This is a genomic window from Sedimenticola selenatireducens DSM 17993 (genome assembly GCF_000428045.1).
GTDB lineage: Bacteria > Pseudomonadota > Gammaproteobacteria > Chromatiales > Chromatiaceae > Sedimenticola > Sedimenticola selenatireducens.
In genome coordinates, this window is sequence record NZ_ATZE01000015.1 from 122502 (window position 1) to 142248 (window position 19747).

General features: G+C 55.1%; 14 protein-coding genes. 2 read left to right on the top strand and 12 right to left on the bottom strand.

Annotation, left to right across the window (positions count from 1 at the left end; genetic code table 11):
• Nucleotides 1–11: 11 nt before the first annotated feature.
• The gene (locus A3GO_RS0113980; protein WP_029133920.1) at nucleotides 12–2099 is read left to right on the top strand and encodes an EAL domain-containing protein; all 2088 of its coding nucleotides are present in this window, start codon (nucleotides 12–14) and stop codon (nucleotides 2097–2099) included.
• Nucleotides 2100–2167: 68 nt separating this feature from the next.
• Here the strand turns inward: A3GO_RS0113980 and A3GO_RS0113985 are convergent, their stop codons facing one another.
• Nucleotides 2168–2785, bottom strand: a complete 618-nt coding sequence (locus A3GO_RS0113985) for a hypothetical protein (protein WP_051302328.1) — start codon at nucleotides 2783–2785, stop codon at nucleotides 2168–2170.
• A gap of 346 nt (nucleotides 2786–3131) precedes the next feature.
• On the opposite strand from A3GO_RS0113985, the gene A3GO_RS23950 reads away from it, so the two are divergent.
• Entirely contained in the window at nucleotides 3132–4211 is a 1080-nt protein-coding gene (locus A3GO_RS23950; RefSeq protein WP_051302330.1) for an SUMF1/EgtB/PvdO family nonheme iron enzyme, read from the top strand.
• Between the two features lie 130 nt (nucleotides 4212–4341).
• On the opposite strand, the gene A3GO_RS0113995 is transcribed toward A3GO_RS23950, so the two are convergent.
• From A3GO_RS0113995 to A3GO_RS0114050, 11 genes are all read right to left on the bottom strand, one after another.
• Nucleotides 4342–5103, bottom strand: a complete 762-nt coding sequence (locus tag A3GO_RS0113995) for an ABC transporter ATP-binding protein (RefSeq protein WP_029133922.1) — start codon at nucleotides 5101–5103, stop codon at nucleotides 4342–4344.
• Nucleotides 5100–5858 carry an ABC transporter ATP-binding protein gene (locus A3GO_RS0114000; RefSeq protein WP_037375422.1) on the bottom strand — a complete coding sequence of 253 codons (759 nt, stop codon included), beginning with the start codon at nucleotides 5856–5858 and terminating at the stop codon, nucleotides 5100–5102. The genes A3GO_RS0113995 and A3GO_RS0114000 overlap by 4 nt, the downstream gene beginning before the upstream one ends.
• A gap of 4 nt (nucleotides 5859–5862) precedes the next feature.
• Nucleotides 5863–6999 (bottom strand): branched-chain amino acid ABC transporter permease, encoded by a 1137-nt coding sequence (locus tag A3GO_RS0114005; protein ID WP_051302332.1) that lies wholly within the window; start codon nucleotides 6997–6999, stop codon nucleotides 5863–5865.
• Nucleotide 7000: 1 nt separating this feature from the next.
• Nucleotides 7001–8017, bottom strand: a complete 1017-nt coding sequence (locus A3GO_RS0114010) for a branched-chain amino acid ABC transporter permease (RefSeq protein ID WP_029133925.1) — start codon at nucleotides 8015–8017, stop codon at nucleotides 7001–7003.
• An 80-nt stretch (nucleotides 8018–8097) separates the two neighbouring features.
• Nucleotides 8098–9453 (bottom strand): substrate-binding protein, encoded by a 1356-nt coding sequence (locus A3GO_RS0114015; RefSeq protein ID WP_029133926.1) that lies wholly within the window; start codon nucleotides 9451–9453, stop codon nucleotides 8098–8100.
• A 630-nt stretch (nucleotides 9454–10083) separates the two neighbouring features.
• Nucleotides 10084–10572, bottom strand: a complete 489-nt coding sequence (locus A3GO_RS0114020; protein WP_051302333.1) for a hypothetical protein — start codon at nucleotides 10570–10572, stop codon at nucleotides 10084–10086.
• A gap of 166 nt (nucleotides 10573–10738) precedes the next feature.
• Entirely contained in the window at nucleotides 10739–11317 is a 579-nt protein-coding gene (locus A3GO_RS0114025; protein ID WP_029133928.1) for a DUF302 domain-containing protein, read from the bottom strand.
• Between the two features lie 78 nt (nucleotides 11318–11395).
• Nucleotides 11396–12028, bottom strand: coding sequence for a nucleotide-binding protein (locus tag A3GO_RS0114030; protein WP_029133929.1), 633 nt, complete (start codon nucleotides 12026–12028; stop codon nucleotides 11396–11398).
• A 1037-nt stretch (nucleotides 12029–13065) separates the two neighbouring features.
• On the bottom strand, nucleotides 13066–13818 hold the full coding sequence (locus tag A3GO_RS0114040) for a hypothetical protein (RefSeq protein WP_037375430.1): 753 nt from the start codon (nucleotides 13816–13818) through the stop codon (nucleotides 13066–13068).
• A gap of 609 nt (nucleotides 13819–14427) precedes the next feature.
• Nucleotides 14428–18444, bottom strand: a complete 4017-nt coding sequence (locus A3GO_RS0114045; RefSeq protein ID WP_029133932.1) for an efflux RND transporter permease subunit — start codon at nucleotides 18442–18444, stop codon at nucleotides 14428–14430.
• 77 nt (nucleotides 18445–18521) lie between these two features.
• Nucleotides 18522–19673 carry an efflux RND transporter periplasmic adaptor subunit gene (locus tag A3GO_RS0114050; RefSeq protein ID WP_029133933.1) on the bottom strand — a complete coding sequence of 384 codons (1152 nt, stop codon included), beginning with the start codon at nucleotides 19671–19673 and terminating at the stop codon, nucleotides 18522–18524.
• Between the last annotated feature and the right edge of the window lie 74 nt (nucleotides 19674–19747).

Below are 19747 nucleotides of genomic sequence, written 5' to 3' on the forward strand. Positions count from 1 at the left end.
ACTTGCCACTTATGAATGGATATCCCGAGACCGACATACCGATCAGACTTCTGATAATTGAGTCCTCCCTCAATGAGGCAGAAGCCCATATCAGTACGCTGCGAAATGCCGGCCTGGTTGTCCATCCTACCGTTGCCGTGGATGACGATGCACTGCTCGATATTGCCGACAACGAAAAGCCCGAACTGATCCTGCTTTCCCTGACCGACACTACTGATAAGCTGACCGCCACTCTCAAGCTGTGTCGGGCGGCTTTCCATGACGCGCCCTACGTTATTCTTTACAAGAATCCTGAAACTGACCCCGACACCTTGCTCCAGATCATGCGTGACGGGGCAAGGGATGTGGTTTGCACCAGCGACCCGGATCATCTGCAATTGGTGGTCATGCGGGAATCGGAAAATCTTTCCATACGCAAGGAGTTGGCATTAACCCAGCAAAAACTGAAAGAAGCGGAAGCTCGCTGTAACACCCTCATCGCCAGCTCACAGGACGCCATCGCCTACATCCATGAAGGGATGCACATGCAGGCGAACCCGGCCTATCTGCAGATGTTCGGCTATGTCGATATGGGTGAACTGGAGGGGCTGCCCATCCTCGACATGATCCCGGCGAAGGACCACAAAAGCATTAAGGCCTTTCTCAGAACCCTGGGCAACGAGCATGCGGAGCTCAATATTGCCTGCCAGAACAGCGCCGGAGAAACTTTTGATGCAAAACTGGAGTTCTCTCCAGCCACCTATGATGGCGAACCCTGTACCCAGCTCGTCATCCGTAATGAAGCACAGAACAAGGAACTTGAACAGACCATAGAGCTGCTGAGCAACCAGGATGCCCAGACAGGCCTGGCAAATCGCCAATATTTCATGGCCAAAATGGAGCAGCAGATCGCCACATTGCGCGAAACGGGAGGAGGCTGTTCACTGTTCTATATCGTTATTGATGACTTCAGGGAGATCAGAGCTGAAATCGGCATTACCGCAAGCGACAATCTACTGAAGGAACTGGCCGGAATCCTCAGCCGTAACATAGATAAAAGTGATCTGCTGTCACGCTTCGGCGACCACTCATTTACCATTTTGAGCACCAAGCAAAACCCGATTGACGCAGAGACCATGGCGGAGCGGCTACGCCTGCTGATCGAGGAGTTTGTTTATCAACAGACCAATGTCACCTGCTGCATCGGTATCAGCCTGCTTGACCAGGAGATCACGGGAAGCCAGGATTTTATTAACCGCGCCTATCACGCCTACGAGGCGGCCCGCAACAGCGGCGGCAACCGCTACTCACTCTATGACGCCAGCGAGATGCAGGCCAGTTACGGGGAAGACAACACCGGCGATGAGGCTCGGATCAATGAACTGATACAGCACGCCCTGGAAAACGACCGGTTTCGCCTGGTCTACCAGCCTATCGTCAGCCTTCAGGGGGACAGCCGGGAACACTACGCGGTTCTGACCCGGTTACTGGATAACAATAACGAGGAGATTCTTCCCGACTACTTTATCCGGCATGCCAAGCAGGGTGAGCAGATGGCGAAAGTGGATCGCTGGGTCATCAACAAGGCCATTGAAGAGCTCGCGGAACAGCGCACGGAAGGTAAAAAAGTCAATTTCTTCATCAGCATCTCAAGCGCCGGCCTGGAAGATGAAGGCATGTTGCTATGGATCTGCGACTGCCTGCGCAAGCACAGGGCCAAAGGCCCCTGGATCACCTTCCAGATACAGGATAAGGAGCTGCGTAACCATATCCAGACTGCGAAGAAGCTGATTGAAGGCCTGAAAAAGATCAAATGCCAGTTGGCCATTGATCAGTTCGGCGCCAGCCCAAAGGCGGAGACCCTGTTAAAACATCTGCCGGTGGATTTCGTAAAATTCGATTTTGAACTGATGCAGGACCTGGCCTCCAAGCAGGAGCAACAGGATCATCTGAATGAATTGAATGCCCTGGCCAAGCAGCACAATATCAAAACCATCGCCATGGGGGTGGAGGACGCCAACAGCCTGGCCATTCTCTGGACCGTCGGCGTCAATTACATTCAGGGTTATTTTCTCCAGGAACCATCGGAAAACATCTCGTACGAGTTCAGTTCCGCGTAGTCCTCGCTCGATTTGGAACACTGCCCCCGGGCCGGGGAAGCCCCAGTCGCCCGCGGTTCGCCAGTTTCTCAGTCGATTGCGAAACAGTAGAACAACCCATTACCACCTGTAGCCTTCAGCGCTTCCAGTCCGCAACCACGGGAGCTGTGGGAAGCGTTCCAGGACCGGGAAGGTGCATCGTCCCGCAAACCGATGCGGTCATGATGTCCGACAAAAGCACTTCCCTCGTCACTGCTGGTCCAGTCACTACAGGTCTGCCCCTCATTCAGGGTTCCGTCCGGGTTTGAACCGGTAAGTATGTCATGCATATTTGGCGAATCGCCCCGGCCATTCACCATCTCGCCCTGTTCGGTCAGCCCCGTTTCTTTATTTATGCCATTGGCTTCCGAGTGCAGTCCTGCCAGATCACTGGCAATCATGACACCCTTTATATTGTGCCAGGGCCCCATGCCGATCCGGTCCCGGGCATTCTCCCGTGAACTGCTCAGGTAGGCTCGCCAGGTCTTTCCACCCACACCTGCCGAGGCTGCCAGTTGCTGGCAGTGTGCATCCGCGCCCTCCAGGCCACCCAGATCGGCCCCCTGCCCCGGCCCATTACTGGTGATGAAAAAACTCGCTGCGTTCTCGGCCGATTGCAACGGCGTTGAAACTGACATAACCAACAGGCACATAACGAATGCCCTCATGAGATTCCACTCCTGTTCAGCATATCCGGGAATAACCAACCCTGGCTTATGCCAGGCTCTAATCTTCGTACAACCAGCACACAAGACTCATCAGCAATAGTAGACCAGCAGAAAGGATCTGCAGACCTTAAATCCAAAATCGTATTCTCCCGCTCCAGGCACGCCAATAACAATATTCCACGGCCCAGACGGGCAGCTGATCATGCGCAACGATAGCCGCTACCCATAAGAACCGGGTGTAGGGGGCAGTCAGCAAACCTTTTCAACTCAAAGGAGACGGAGTGAAACCATTTTATGTATTATGGGAGAAATCTTTAGAATCGATCACCGGAGTAGCTGCTGACCCATGCAGTGCGCCAACTGCCATCATCAGATTGAAGATCCGGAAGCGCTGTTCTGTGCCCAATGCGGTCAATCCCTTTGCCGTGAGGGACACTGTTGTTACTGCGGAAAACGGCTGCACCAGAAGGCCAACTTCTGCGACCGTTGCGGAGCACCGGTAACGGTCAATCCACCTCTCCAAAATGTGTCCGTGCCCCCCCTATTCAAAAAAACTCTCCGGCAGGTCGCCCCCCTCAAGGGCATCATTCAGGAAGAGGTCCGGCACCATGTTGAACAGGCACAGGTTAAACGGAGCATTGAACGGGCAATCCAGAGAGAAAAAGCCCATCAAGCCAAGCTGCTCAAGTGCGGACTGTGCGAAAGCGACTGGATCGGCATTGCGGGTGGCAAGTTTATTATGGGGTCGCCGCTCGACGAGAAAGACCGTTTTGAAAATGAACGTCAACATGAGGTACATGTTGGCCGCTTCGAGATGCTGAAGACACCGGTCACCTTTGCCATGTTTGATATCTTCTGCGACGAGGTGAGGCGCAACCGACCCCGCGATGAGAATTGGGGCCGGGGAAACCGGCCTGTCATCAATATTACTTACTGGTCGGCCATGGACTACTGCGACTGGCTGTCAAAGCAGACCGGCGCCAATATCCGCCTGCCGACCGAGGCCGAATGGGAATATGCCTGTCGCGCCGGAACCAACACTGCATTCTGGACTGGAAAGAGCATTTCGCCCGGGCAAGCGAACTTTGATGGAAACTATACTTATTGCGGGAGTGGCAAGGGGGCATCTCGAGGCCAGACGACAGCGGTAAACGAGTTTCCTGCCAATCCCTGGGGATTGCACGACATGCACGGAAACGTCTGGGAATGGTGCGCCTCTATCTATGATGAACTATACAGCGGTCTCGAACAGATGGATGCCGGCCATCTGGACGATGATCTTCGGGAACGAGTGGTCAGGGGCGGCTCATGGCACAACGTACCAGGCGGGCTGCGCTCTGCCTCGCGTAACAAACTGATGCCGAATTATCACTATCTCAGGATCGGCTTCCGAATAGTCCGCGACGTGGAGCAAACTTCGCATTAATGCTCTATCGGCCGGCACAAGGGGAGATCAGCCGTTAAGCGTTTTCATGGAATTGACGCGATGTGACACAAAAAGTCCGCGATACTCCATTCGAATACCGCGGACTCTGCAGACATAAGCCAGCGCCAGATCAGATCGCCAGATACTGCTGGCGCAGATCCTCGTTATCCAGCACTTCCTGGGCAAGACCATCAAACACAACCTGGCCCATATCGAGGATAATCGCCCGGTCCGCCAGACGCAGGGCGGCTACCGCATTTTGCTCGACAATAATGGTGGTGATGCCGAGCTTTTTGATTCCATCGACAATCCGCTCGATCTCATGCACGATCACCGGCGCCAATCCCTCGTAGGGCTCATCCAGCAACAACAGCTTGATGTCTCTGGCCAGGGCACGGGCCACTGCCAGCATCTGCTGTTCACCACCGGACAGCGTGGTGGCTTCCTGGGCACGACGCTCGGCCAAACGCGGGAAGTGGTCATAGATGCGTTCAATACTCCAACCGATGGGCGGGGCGATCTGTGACAGGATCAGATTCTCCTCGACCGTCATGCCGGCAATGATGCGGCGATCTTCCGGAACCAGGGCGACCCCGTTCTGCGCAGCCTCATGGGATTTCATGCTGTGCAGCGGTTTGTGGTCGAGCCAGATCTCCCCGTGGGTCACCTGTGGGCTATCCACCCGGGCAATAGAACGTAACGTGGATGTCTTTCCGGCACCGTTGCGGCCCAGCAGGGCCAGAACCTCGCCCTCGCGGACGTCGAAGCTGACTCCCTGCACGATATAGCTCTCGCCATAGTAGGAGTGGATATCCCAGCAGGAGAAGAACGCCGGATCAGAACCGGCCCGGGTAACCGGAGTGACCCGGTGCGTTGTGCTGTATTTACTCATAGCTCAGCCCCTCCCAGATAGGCTTCCTGAACCTTCGGATTACCACGGATCTCGTCCGGTGTGCCACTGGCGATAATCCGACCCTGGGCCAAAACACTGATCGTGTCAGCAAGGCTGAACACCACGTGCATATCATGCTCGATAATAATCTTGGTCATGCCGCGCTCTTTGATCCGTTTCAGCAGATCAATGGTTCGGTTGGTATCGTGGCGCGCCATGCCGGCGGTCGGCTCATCCAGCAGTAGCAGCCGGGGATGCTGCACCAGTCCCATGGCCAATTCCAGGCGACGCTTGTCACCCCGGGACATGCTGCCCGCGTGCTTATGGATATGCTCTCCCAGCCCCATGTCCTCCAGTATGTGTACCGCGTCCGCCTCTATCGCCTTCTCCGAAGCCAGACTGACGAAGGCATTAAACTTGAACGTGCCGTCACGCCTGGCCAACGCAGGGATCATCACATTTTGCAATACCGTCAGATCGGGAAAGATTTCCGGAGTCTGAAACACCCGCACCATACCGGCATGATTGATCTCATGCGGCTGCATGCCGATCATGTTTTTGCCTTCAAACTCCACGGTCCCGCTATCAGGTATCAGACGACCGATACAACAGTTGAGCAAGGTGGACTTGCCGGCCCCATTGGGGCCGATAATGGCGTGGGTCTTACCCTCTTCAATATCCAGATTGATATCACCCAGGGCATGCAGCCCGCCAAAAGTTTTATCGACATTTTTGATGCTTAATACAATACTCATCACATCACTCCTTCTCTGCCGACAGGGCAACATCTTTGTCCCCGGACGATTGGAAAATACCTTTCACATAAGCGGACGCACGACGAATGCCCTCGACCACTCCGCCCGGCAGGAAGATCACCACTATCATGAACAGCAGTCCAAGGGTCAGATGCCAGCCCTCTCCAACAAACTCACCGGTGATGGCTACCACAATGTTTTCCAACCAGTCTGGAAGGAAAGCAAAAATCTCGTGTAGCCGACCATCATTCATGGCGGAGAAGATATTTTCAAAGTACTTGATAATACCGGCACCAAACAGAGGACCGAACAGGGTACCGGCACCACCCAGTATGGTCATCAACACAACCTCACCTGATGCGGTCCACTGCATGCGCTCCGCTCCAGCCAGTGGATCGGTGACAGCCATCAACGAGCCCGCAAGACCGGCATACATACCGGAGATGACAAAAGCAGTGAGCAGATAGGGTCGGGTATTGAAGCCGGTGTATTTCATCCGGGTCTGATTAGACTTGATCGCCAGCAATTTCAATCCAAACGGGGAGCGGAAGATCCTCAACGATATGAAAAAACCAAGAATCAACATCACCGCACAGAAATAGAATCCGTTGTACCCACTCATCTCGATACCGAACAGCTGGGTCGACGGCAATCCCTGACCGACGGGACCGTCCAGCACTCGTGGATCATCCATAGTCAGCTGTAGACCGGTTTCACCATTGGTCAGCGGCGTCAGCACTGAGTACGCCAGGTTATAGGACATCTGGGCGAAGGCCAGCGTCAGGATGGAAAAATAGATACCTGAGCGTCTCAGACTCAAATATCCGATGACAACCGCAAATACACCAGCCAGCAGGATGGAAAAAATCACTGCCGGCAACACATTCATGGTTAACAGCTTGAATGACCAGACCGCCGTATAGGAACCGACCCCGAGGAACACAGCATGTCCAAACGACAGGTAGCCGGTCAGTCCGAACAACAGATTAAAGCCAATGGCAAAAATTCCAAATATTGCGAATTTCTGCATCAGGTCGGGATAGCCGGCACCGACGGGAGTAAGCCACAGGGGCGCGGTCAGGACAGCCACGGTGAATATGGCCATAATAACCCAGTCATTCTTTAGCAATGGCATATTCATATCAATCCTCCATCACGCCTTTGCGTCCCATCAGACCGCGTGGTCTGACCAGGATGATAACTACCGCGACCAGATAGATAATGATCTGGTCAATACCCGGAATGATGGCTTTAACTTCATTCATGGAGGCAAACGATTGCAGAATGCCGAGCAGAAACCCGGCCGCTACAGCACCACCCAGCGACCCCATGCCGCCGACAACCACCACCACAAAGGAGAGCACCAGAAAGTCCATTCCCATGTGATAGTCAGGTGGCAGGATCGGAGCGTACATAACGCCCGCCAGACCAGCCACGACCGCCGCTATACCGAATACAATGGTAAATCTGTGTTCAACATTTATACCGAGCAGTCCTACCGTCTCGCGATCATGCATACCCGCGCGCACCACCATGCCGAAAGTGGTGAACTGCAGAAAAGCGAACACGGCAAAAATGATAATGCCGGAGAACAACAGGTAGATCAGCCGCCACCAGGGGTAAACCACTGACTCTCCCAGTCCCAGCAGGACGCCAATCGGGGCACTGCCGGAGAATATTTCAGGTGCTGGAGAGGGAATCGGATTGGCACCAAAGAAGGACTTCACGATCTCCTGGAGTACAATTGCCAGACCGAAGGTCACCAGAATCTGTTCAGCATGGGGCCGCTTGTAAAAATGCTTGATAAGCCCACGCTCCATCACCAGCCCGATGAGCAGCATGACCGGAATGGCCAAAAGGATCGATATGGGTACCGACCAGTCAATTATCGTTGTACCGAAATCACCAAACCAGATCTCCAGGTAAGGCTGCTCCTTGTAGGCATCAAAGAAGGTAATGCTTTCATCCTTTACCTTCATGGAAATCGTCAATATTTTTTCTAAGGTAATCGCGCAAAACGCACCCAGCATGAACAGGGCACCGTGGGCAAAGTTCACCACGCCAAGCGTTCCGAACACGAGCGTAAGGCCGAGGGCAATCAGCGCGTAGGCACCGCCCTTGTCAAGGCCATTTAAGATCTGAAGAAAGATCGCATCCATTACTGTCTACACACCAGTGAAAATGAAAGAATAACAAGAGCCGGCTGCCCAGAGGCAGCCGGCTTACAGGCTAGAGTGGATCAGACCTCGTAAGGACCGAGTTCGCCGCCGAAGATTTTCGCGTCGTACTCCACCTCTGAGCGTGGCACGATCTTCTGAACCTGCAGCAGGTCAAACTGGGAAGTTGGATTCTGATTACCGCGAACGACCAGTACATCCTTAAAGCACTGGTGGTCTTCTGCACGGTATTCAGTCGGGCCGTTACCCATGCCATCAAACTTGAAACCTTCCAGTGTCTTGATGACTTCGGGTGGGTAGAAGGTACCTGCCTGTTCAACTGCGTTGGCATACAACAGGGCCTGTACATAACAGGTGTGCGCAGCCATTGAGGGTGGGAAGCCGTACTCCTGGCCAAAGGACTTCACAAAGGCTTTGGAACCTTCATCCTGCAGCGACCAGTTCCAGTTGGTGGTACCCAGGATTCCCTTGATGTTCTCACCGGCACCCTGTGCCATCAGACGTGAGAACAGCGGCACCACGATTTCGAAGTTCTTACCATTGACCTGCTTGTCACGCAGACCAAATTGAACCGCCTGGGTCAGGGAGTTGATCATATCCTTACCGTAATGGTTAAGGATCAGCACATCCGCACCGGAGTTCAGCACCGGCGTGATGTACTGGGAGAAGTCGCCGGCACCCACCGGGGTCTTAACCGCGGCGGTAGTCTGCCAACCCAGTGCTTCCGTGGTGTTCTTGATTGACTCTTCCTGGGTCCAGCCCCAGGTGTAGTCCGCGGTCAGGTGATAGGCCTTACGATCGGTACCCATCTCTTCCTTCAATACAGGACCCAGTGCCTTACCGGACATATAAGCGTTGAAGAAATGACGGAAGCCATACCGACGCTTGTCCTTACCCGTGGTATCGTTGGAGTGAGTCAGGCCAGCCATGAAGATGACTCCCATCTCCTGACACAGCCCCTGCACCGCAACAGCCACGCCGGAGGATGAACCGCCGGTAATCATTACCACACCATCTTTCTCGATCATGCGTTTGGCGGAAGCGCGGGCCGCATCAGATTTGGTCTGGGTATCGCCCGTTACATACTCAAGTTTTTTACCCAGGATGCCATTGCCTTTCAGAGTAAGCGGTTTCATGGTGTTCAGCATACCGCCGTCACCTTCACCATTGATGTGCTTGACAGCCAGTTTATAGGCACGTAACTCGTCAGCACCCTCATCCGCATACGCGCCGGTCTGAGGGACGTTGAAGCCGAATTTCACGGAACCGGCATTACCCGGGTTATTGCGAAAATCTTTTGCCGCCCAGGCATCCTTGACAAAGAACATGGGCATGTTGGCCGCGGTCAGTGCTGCGGCACCCACCTTGATAAAACCACGACGGGAAAGTTCGCTGGTCTTAGACTTATCATCACTCATTACTATTTTTCCTCTCTCCATTTCGGGCTGGATGCCCGATTATTGTGCACGTACATAAGGTGCTGAATGGCCCCAGTGCGTTTTCGCGATATTGGCTGAGTGCCGGGGTAACGCCGCCGAATTCGATTAAGTACAACCCATCATCTTCAACTGGCGAAACAGTGCAATGAACAGCCAAATGATTAATGAACAAGATGGCTCTCCAGTTCTTTTCTTATGTTTGCTTAAGCAGTTAAAGCGCGCTGCCTTCTGCCGAAACAATATCGGCGCAGGCAATCGCCCGCCGACTAGAGGAGCATTGAGCAAGTTTCATGCCGACATAAACAGACTGGAGAATCAAGGACCTAAGATGAGCCACTGAGGAGCTGTGTTACCAAAGCACACAGGCATCGGTAACATCTTGTGTGTAGATTCGTAACGACTAAACACAAAAAGCTGAGCAAGATCACACGAACAGGCCGACTTATGTCACAGAGTTGGAGCAAGAAGCAGCCGCGCATCGCATGTGAAACAGCAATCCGGGGCAAACGATCAAACTTTATAGTTGACCTGGCGAACGGCCAATACTGCTGGTGCCCGGTCCGTCCGAGACAGGTGCATAAACCCCGCCACCCATACGGTCAGCATCTGTCACCAGGGCATAAAACTGTTCATGAAGGTCATCGGGCGGGAGACACTGTGATTTAACCGGGACATATCCTGCCGCATGATATAAGTGGAGAGGGTCATCGACTGTATGGAGCGATCCATTGATCCGATAGTTTCCAGCATCGGCTCAAGCGTGCTGACCTTATCGTTTATTTCGGACATATATCCAGACATGGTTCGAATATTGGCTGTCATATTGCCCATGTTATCCGACACTGACTGCATATTGCTGGCTAACACCGTCATATTGGAATCAACACTAACAGCCAGGTAGTGAACATCCTTGGCCAGACTATAGACCAGAAAAAAACCGTAGGCAGCGAGAATGATAAAAGCGAACAGGGACGGGTAGACAATCAACTCCCAGCGTCGGGCGCTGGTTTCAAACGCTTCCGAAAGGCGGTCCATCGAGTACGCCTGTCCCTGTTCCGGAACCTGCCCCTGATCCACATGTTCTTTTTCCTGGACCATCTATTCCACCCTCAAGGCCGCGTCCATATATATGTAATTAATTTATTTCTAATATTTGCAATCTCTAATATATGTTATCACAGAACGCTTTTAGGGATAGCCGTTTTTTACTTATAAAGATTATACGGCGATTTATACTAATTGAATTCTTAACGGGAAAACTCGATCAGAAATCCCCAATCGAACCGCGCCGCATGATCTCGAGAATAACCTTTTTCACATGCACCGCCTCCTCTTTAAGCGCGGGAGGCAACGGCTCACCGCCATGGATCATAAGATCCATATTCAGGGCATACAGCCAAAGCTGCCCCTGCTTGTCCTCAACCATGGTAATTCGGCATGGCAGATAGGCGGAAAATGCGTCGCTGTAGTCAAGCATCCGTGCGGCGGTAAGGGAGTTACAGAACATATAGATTTTAACAAAACGATACGACTCACCACTTTTCGCTTCGACATCCTTATACAATGGAAGCTCTCCAACATTGGAGATATTGAGTTCATTGGCGACCGTCTTCATTGATTGCTCAACATCCTCCGGTGTCAGCCCTTCCTCTACCGGCACTTTCCAGACCGTGGCCTCGGCGGCATTTCGCGTCTTAACTATATTCTCGATCAGTTCCTGGTATACCTGCACGGCACCAGGATCAAACCCATCCAATACAACCCGGGTTTGCACCACGGCCACGCCGGCGGCAATCACCGCGAGAAGACCGATCAAAGCGAACACATTCCTGATTACACGCATAAGTTACCCCTCGCCCCTACCAATGCCAACCCTGTTCTTAACCGCTGACTTCCTGGCGGCATGCTCAGCCCACACTAGCTATTTCACCACCCCTGGATAAAGTTTGGCACAGAGAGCATTCAACTCTTTGCTACCTTTACCCCGCGGATTTAACTCAAATACCGCAAGCCCTTCACTGAATGAGCGGCGGAAAATGGTCCTTTGCGACAACCGCGGCTTGATAAATTTCATACCAGGTAGCGATACCAGCGCCGCGGCGGCTTCATCGGTTTCGCGCACGGCATGGTGAGTATCGCCACGATTGATAAAACCGATAATCTCCGGGGCATTCCCTTCAGTGGTGGAATTTACAAACTGTATGAAGCGCTGCGTTGACCAGATGTCCGCCTGGGAAGGCGGAACAGGTACCAGTATGCGATCAGCCAGCCGGATGGCACGCTTCATCATCTCGATATCCGCAGTACCGATATCGATCAACACCTCATCAGCACCATTCAGTTTGTCATCATCCAGCTGTTTTTTCCCTTTCACGGAGATGCGTGGTCGATAACCCTCCTCATCCCGAACTTCCGCAACATCTCTTAAAGTAGCCTGGGGATCAAGATCGATAACCTGTACATCCGCCTCCGCCATTGCCAGCCAGACGGCAAGATTGAATGTTACCGTGCTTTTCCCTGAACCACCCTTCAGACTACCCACGACAGTGATCATGCCTACGCCCTTGCTCTAAATCAGATATCGAGAACCCATACAGCGCCCTTTCGAAACTAGTACGCCGTCCGGGAAAACTGTTTCGCTGTGTTATGCCAGGCCAACACCTCTCCCTTGCGAATGGGCCTGTCCGGCATTTGCCAGGCCTGATAGGACCATACGGGCGTTCTGCCTAATCCGTGGTTAGGCGGACCCTGCCGAAAACGATAGTCCGGCGAATACCCCGGAGCGGCAGGATAACCATCCGGCGTAGGGTAGCCCTGATACGCCACTGACCTTGGCATGGGCCGGAAACGGAAATCCGGTTGCCCACCCGGCGACCTTGAATAAGGCTGATAACGGCCTGCAAATTGCCCTGGCACTGTGCGTGGCCCCGGCACCGGGTACCGGTTTGATTGTCGATAAGGATAGACCGTACCGGGCATCGGCAAAACGGCACGCCTGGGCGTTGCCCAGGACGGTTGGCGATAGTACACCGGAGCCATCGGCGGATAGGGCCGTTGTGCCCGAAATTGCACCGGGCGTGGATACCCCCATGTATTAACCGGGGGACGGGAGGGATAACCGTAAGCCATTCGGGGCATTGGCTGAACGCCATAACCCCCCGTCGGTGGCGGATAACCGGCCCAGCGCGGCGGCGCTCCACGATAGCCATAAGGCGGGAATCGGGGAGGTGGCATAGGCGCAATGGGTCGATAACTGACTGGTATCGGCCAGTTGGCGGCATGGCGTCGTACCGGTGCATAGTGCGGCGGCACATTTACGGGATGGGGATACCGCGCCATTGGCCGAACCGGTTGAACCCTATACTGGGGTCTGAAACTGGCGACCCCCCGTGACGGCGACGCCGGTACATAGCTGGGCAACATCTGCTGAGGCAGTCCCGCGGGGCCTGCAACTACGCCGCCCCCCATCGAGAGAAGCGCCAAACCGAACACCGCTGACAATATCTTTCCGAATCTGATCTTCATTGTTTTACCCCATGATCATCTGATCATTCAGTATGCTCACCCGCAACAACCGACCTGCTATCATTTTTAACGCTGCTGTTGAGGGACGATTTTCTTGAACTGTTCGGGCACCTGGAACAGGCCAGGGTCCTGGGGGGCGATTGTGATATTGCGCAGCTCACGGATATAGCCCCCCGGGCTCTCCTCCTTGATGGCCAGATTGAGCTGCGGATCAAACCAGCGTGTCGAACGCTGAACCGGCTGATCGCCCTCGGTTATGGTCATTTCCCACTTCTCAACTGTCCGCCCGTGGAGCTGTTCCACCTCCAGCATACGCTGCTCCATTACAGGACCTCCCGCGATCTCCTGCCGCAACAGGATTGAACGCTGTTTACCGATCCACTGCGTACTCTGCACAGCCCCCCCTGGTGAGGGCATCGTCACCTGCCATTTGGTGGCCATCCGACCCTGTATGCTCTCATCACCCAGTTTCTTGCACTGTGACCCCGGCAGACCCTCACAGGGGCTACCCTTCTCAGCCATCGGCTGCGCGGTCTCCACGCGATATTCTATATAGCTGCGCTGCCGGGGATAGAGCACCCAGGTTACCTGATTTTCGGTATCTATAATATTTACAACCGGTTGGCCATTTTGCTGCGTTTCACTGCGCACCAGGCTTTTCCCGACAAAAATGTGGCCCACCCGCTGATTCTTCTGCGGATCAGTTTGAACGGTATCAGCGGAAAACTCTACTGCAGCCGGGGAAGCCGCTTCGCCATGATGCATGCCCACAAACAGTAGCGAGAGACCAAACATCATAATTTGACCGCGTATTGACATCTATACCTCCAAAGCGCCCAGGCAATTTCATCATCGGCGCAACTGCCTACCCCCACTATCTCCCGGCTGACCTGCAAATGTGCGGGTTTGTTATTTCTGTATCCAATGCTTCGCCAGGAAACCTTTAATACTCCCAATACCGGTGCCCTTACGGACGAAAGCGATAACCTGGATTCGTCCATCCCGGCGGAGCTGCCTGGTCAACAGAAAAACCCGGCCCCGGTTGCGCGCTGTAAGGGGGGCGCTTCTCGTGCGCTGTCGACTTACGTTCCCGACGATCAGGTCTGAATCTCAGTTCCGGCTGCTGGTCCTGCCTCGGTGACATGATATAGCGCCCCTTTCCTGCTCCCACCTTCCCGCGATATGGATATCCCGGTTGCGCGAATGCAGGGACACCGGATATGGTCCTGGGCAAGTAATAACCGGTTTCACCAGAATACCTGCCACCTTGCTTACCCGCGGATGGGTTTTCCGTTGTCCCCGTTAACGGACGAAACTTCCCGTAAAACTGCCCGAATCCTTCAGCCAATGCCATTTGTGGAAGCATCAGAGTACAAATGATGCCGGTGCTCAACATTCGCTTGAAAGTGTCCGACACACCCATCTGGATCACTCGATACCGCTCTCGTTATCAAGCTTCAGCCGAATCCCGCGCCGGCCACTTTTTCGACCGGAGTCAGGTTGCGAACCGGGATGATTGTCCCTTGCCGGAGCCGGCTTTTCGGTCGTCTCAACGGTACTCCGGGCTGTCGGTTTGGTCGTGACCGCTTTTTTTACTACTTTTTTCTTTGCCACGCTCTTTTTCCTGGTCACAGCCTTTTTTACCGGCGCTCTCTTTTTCCTGGCTACCGTTTTCTTGGCGACGGGCTTGGCCACTCCCTGCCCATCATGAGGCAACTCCTCCTGAACGCTTTTTACTCCCCCGGTATCCGGTGCTTCGGTTTTAACTGCCAGTTGATCAGCTTCATCCGGCATCTGTTGACGCCGGGAAACAACGGAAGATTCATCAGCACTCCCATGACGTGAGTCTTCAGGGACGATCGGTGACACCTGGGTCGCGGTAGCGCCTTCAGCCACGGACTGCTCCCCGGAGATGGACTCCTCCGTCTCCTTGGCTGATATGCCGGCAGCAGCAGGTGATGGAGCTGTTTTCTGTCGGGGCATCAACTGTCCCAGAAGGAGAAAAATTCCACGGACCGCATAAAAAAGCATCAGCATCAGAGTGGCGATCTTGCCCCACAGCAGCAACAGAAACGACTGCCGAGGAACAGCTGGCTTTACATCCGCTACCGGAGGTTCAGCGTCTTCCGGCAGCGGTGGATTACCATCGTCATAACCGGCGGCCGCCACCTCGCAAAGTGATGCACTGGCCTTCATACAACCGAGTGGAATCACTATCAAGGTCAACAGGGTGGAGACCATGACGCCTGAGGCCAGTGAGATGGCCATGCCCTGAAATATGGGGTCGGTGAAGATCACGCTGGAGCCGCACACCAGGGCCAGCGCGGTGATCATGATAGGCCGGGTACGGGTGGTACAGGCGCGCACTACCGCCTGCTCCACCGGCACACCGCGCTGGATTTCATGAATGGAAAAATCCACCAGCAGGATCGAGTTACGCACGATGATACCGGCCAGGGCGATCCAGCCGATCATGGAGGTGGCGGTAAATTCCGCCCCCATGATGGCGTGCATTGGAATGATGCCGAGAAGAGTCAGCGGAATCGGTGCCATGATCAGGGCCGGGATGCGGAAATTACCGAATTCCCACACCACCAGGATATAGATCAGCACCAGCGCCACCATGAACGCCGCCCCCATGTCGCGGAAAGTCTCAAAGGTAACCGTCCACTCACCGGTCCACTCGATACTGGAGCTGCTGTCATCCCCGGGCGGCTTGAACCAGAAGGTGTCGACTTTTACGCCATCCGGGGCAACATAATTAGCCTCCAGCAGGTCCTGCACCTGAAACATGCCGTACACCGGTGCCGCAAGTTCACCGCCCACATCGGCCACCACGTATTCAACCGGACGCAGATCCTTGTGATAGATAATCGGCTCTTCCTGCATCATCTCAAAGGCACCCAACTCACGCAGTGGCAGGGTGACGCCACTGGTGGACTGGATCGGCAGGTCACCCAGACGATTGATCTGGGAGCGCTCGGCCAGCGGCACCTGAATCAGGATATTAATCGGCTCATGCCCCGCCTTCTGTTTCACATCGCCCAACCGCATCCCACCGAGCGCCATGGAGAGATTGCGGTTGATGGTATCCACCGAGACACCGCGTCTTACCGCCTTCTCGGTGTCAACTTTAAACAGCCAGTACTCATAGCTGCCGCGCAGGTAGTTGTCCACGTCGACCAGGCTCTCCGCCTGTTCAAAGATACCGGTCAGATCCTCCGCCAGCTGCCGCCGTACCTCCGGTGTCGGTCCATGCACCTCGGCCACTACCGACTGCAACACCGGCGGGCCGGGTGGCATCTCCACCACGGCAAACTTGGCCCCCGACTCCTGGGTAATCTCTCCGACCAGTTCCCGTGCCGCAACCGCCAGTTCATGACTGCTGCGCTCCCGTTTGCTCTTGTGCAGCAACTGCACCTGTACTTCCGCCTGCCACGGATCCTGGCGCAGGTAGTAGTGTCGCACCATGCCATTGAAATCGAACGGCCGTGCCGTGCCGACATATACCTGCAGGGCCGTCACTTCAGGCATCTGGCGCAGGCGCTCGGCAATTTGGTGGGCCAGGTTGGCGGTGACCGGCAAGGCTGTGCCCTCCGGCATGTCCAACACCACCGAGAACTCAGGTTTGTTATCCAGGGGCAGCATCTTCACTGCCACCCACTTGGTATAGAACATGGAGCAGGCAAAGAAAAACGAACCCCACAGCACCACCCGAAAGATGATGCGCTTGTTGCGTGAACGAATCAGCGGGGTGAGGATTTTTTCGTAAAAGCGCGCCAGACGCTCCGTCCCCACCTTCTCCCGCTCTTCAGCCACTTCCAGATAGGTCATGCTGGGCCGCAGCCAGCGGGAAATAGCCAGCCAGGGAGTAAACACAAAAGCGGCAAACAGGGAGATCAGCATGGCGGCCGAACCGAGGGCCGGAATTGGCTCCATGTAGGGTCCCATCATGCCGGTCACAAAACCCATTGGCAGCAGTGCCGCGATCACGGTGAAGGTTGCCAGTATGGTGGGATTGCCCACTTCCCGTACCGCGTCCACGGCGGTATAGGCGTCGGTCGAACCGGTTTCGAGCCAGCGCCGATAGATATTCTCCACCACCACGATCGCGTCATCCACCAGGATACCAATGGAGAAGATCAGGGCGAACAGGCTGACCCGGTCGATGGTGTAACCGGTCACCCAGGCGTAGAAGATGGTCATCAACAGCACCACCGGGATCACCAGCACCACCACGATGGCCGGACGCAGGGCACGGAACGCAAACAGCACCAGCAGGAACACAAAACCGGTGGCGACGAACAGCTTGAAGATCAGTTCATTGACCTTGTCCTCTGCCGTCTCACCGTAGTTGCGCGTAACACTGACACCAACGTTGGATGGAATGCGCAGCCCCTTCAGATGCTCCACCCGATCGAGAATGGCGCTGGCCACTGTAACCCCGTTAACGCCCGGCTTTTTTGCCACCGCGATGGTGACGGCGGGGATGCCGCTGGCCGGCTGTTCATGGTCACCGGCCGGGCCTGTATAGTAGGCCACCAGCTGTTTGGCATCCTCTGGCCCCTGCACCACGCGAGCCACATCATGTACATAGACGGGGACGTCGTTGTGGGTGCCGATCACCAGTCGGCTGATATCGTCGGTGGTCTTGAGGAAGGCGCCGGTCATCACCGTGAAACGGGTGTTGCCGGACTCCACCCCACCCGCCTGCTGTTCGCTGTTGGAGGTCTGGATGCGGTTGGCCACCTGGTCCAGGCTAATGCCATAGCCGGAGAGTCGCTCCGGCGACACTTCGATGGTGACCTGCTCGGCACGCCCGCCCACGACGAAACCGTTACCGGTATCCGGGATCTCCTTGATGCTTTGCAACACATCATGGGCCAGCATGCGCAGCTGGCCGTCATCCACATCCGGGATACCGTTTTTGTCCAGGTCTTTGGACCAGAGGGTGATATTCACCACTGGCACATCGTCAATACCCTTTGCCTTGACCAAAGGTGGCGACACGCCGGGCGGGATCTTGTCCATGTTCGAGTCGAGCTTGTCGTTCACTTTGACCAGTGACGGACCCATCTGCTCGCCCACATCAAATTCGATGGTAACCATACCCATGCCCCGTTGCGAGGCGGAGTAGACATGCTTGACGCCATCGATCTCGCTCATGATCCGCTCCAGCGGCTCGATGGCGAGATTGGAAACCTGGTCAGCGGAGGCGCCGGTATACTGGACAAAAATATCCACCATCGGCACCGAGATCTGCGGATCCTCCTGCCGGGGCGTCATCATCAGGCCCAGCAGACCCATCAGCATCATGGAGATAAAGAACAGCGGTGAGAGCGGTGAGTTGATGAAGAATCTCGCGGTACGCCCGGCAAGCCCCAATTGCTCATCGGTCAGTTGCGCGTTGTTCAGCTCATCTTTATTTGCATCTTCCTGATTCATCATTTTCACACTTGGTAGCAGCTGTATGACAGGAGTGAGTATCGGTCACTGGAATAGCCGAAAGGCCAGGTGCGTGTTCAGCGCTTGTCAGCCGGGCTGACCCACCCCGAAGCGACACCATTCGCGGGATTTCGCAATATACGCTCCCCCGAACTCAACCCGGAAAGCACGCTGACATAGCCGTTATCCAGACTTTCGCCGACGCGAATCAGACGCAGCTCCGGCCGCCCACCCTTGCCTTCGACATACACGCCCGGCAGACTGCCGTTGTAACGTATGGAGGAAGCAGGGATGACGGGATGATTGCGAGCAGGCGCTGTAAGGTCCGGCACCCTGACCTTGACATACATGCCGGGCGCGGAGACCCCCTGTGGCAGATCGAACTTCACCTTGACGGTATGACGCTGTGAATCAGCGGTTGGGAAGATTTGCGCCACCCGCACCGGCACCACCTGTCCGGTGACATCCAGTTCCGCCTGCAGCATCATCTGCTCATACAGACCTGGGCGCAGTCTGGCCGGCACATCCACCATGATCTGCAGATACTCCACATCGGCATATACCAGCAGTGGCTGGCCCGGCTGCATGGTATCGCCAACCTCAACATACTTTTTTAGGATGACGCCATCGAACGGTGCAAGACTGATGGCATCGCGCAACTTGGCATCGATAGCCTGAATCTGGGACTGGGCGGACAGGATGGCATTCTGAGCCTGGGTGATCTGCACCCCGGAGGCGTAGAGATCGGCCCGCCGCTCTACATTCTGGTTGCGGTTGCCGGCCATGCCCTCCATGGGACGCGTGAACATCTGATCAAACAGATTTGGCAACCCCATGCCACCCATTGCCTGTTTCGACTGTGGTGACCAGAGCTCGCGGTTGTATTGCACCCCGGCGGCGCGCAGTTGCGCATCCGCATTGGCCAGCTGGGCCAGGGCCGCATTGCGCTTGGCCAGTAGCTCAGTGTCATCCAGCGCAACCAGCAGCGTTCCCTTCTCGAAGGTATCGCCCTCTATACCGGCAAGGTGTTTCACCCGGCCGGGAAGCTGGGCCGACAGGGTCACCTCCTTATAAGGTATCACCGTCCCGCCCAGCGAGACGGTTGAAGCACCTTGTGCCTGTTGAACGACGAAATACTCGCCACTCTCCTGAGCGAAACCCGGTTGGGGCAGAACTGCCGCGACAGCCAGGGCCGTCGCCAGCGCAATCGCATGGACCTGTATTTCCATTGTTATAGTTATCCCGCTGATTAAGGACTGCTATTGATATACCACCCCGGTGACTTTACCACGACCGGCAAAGC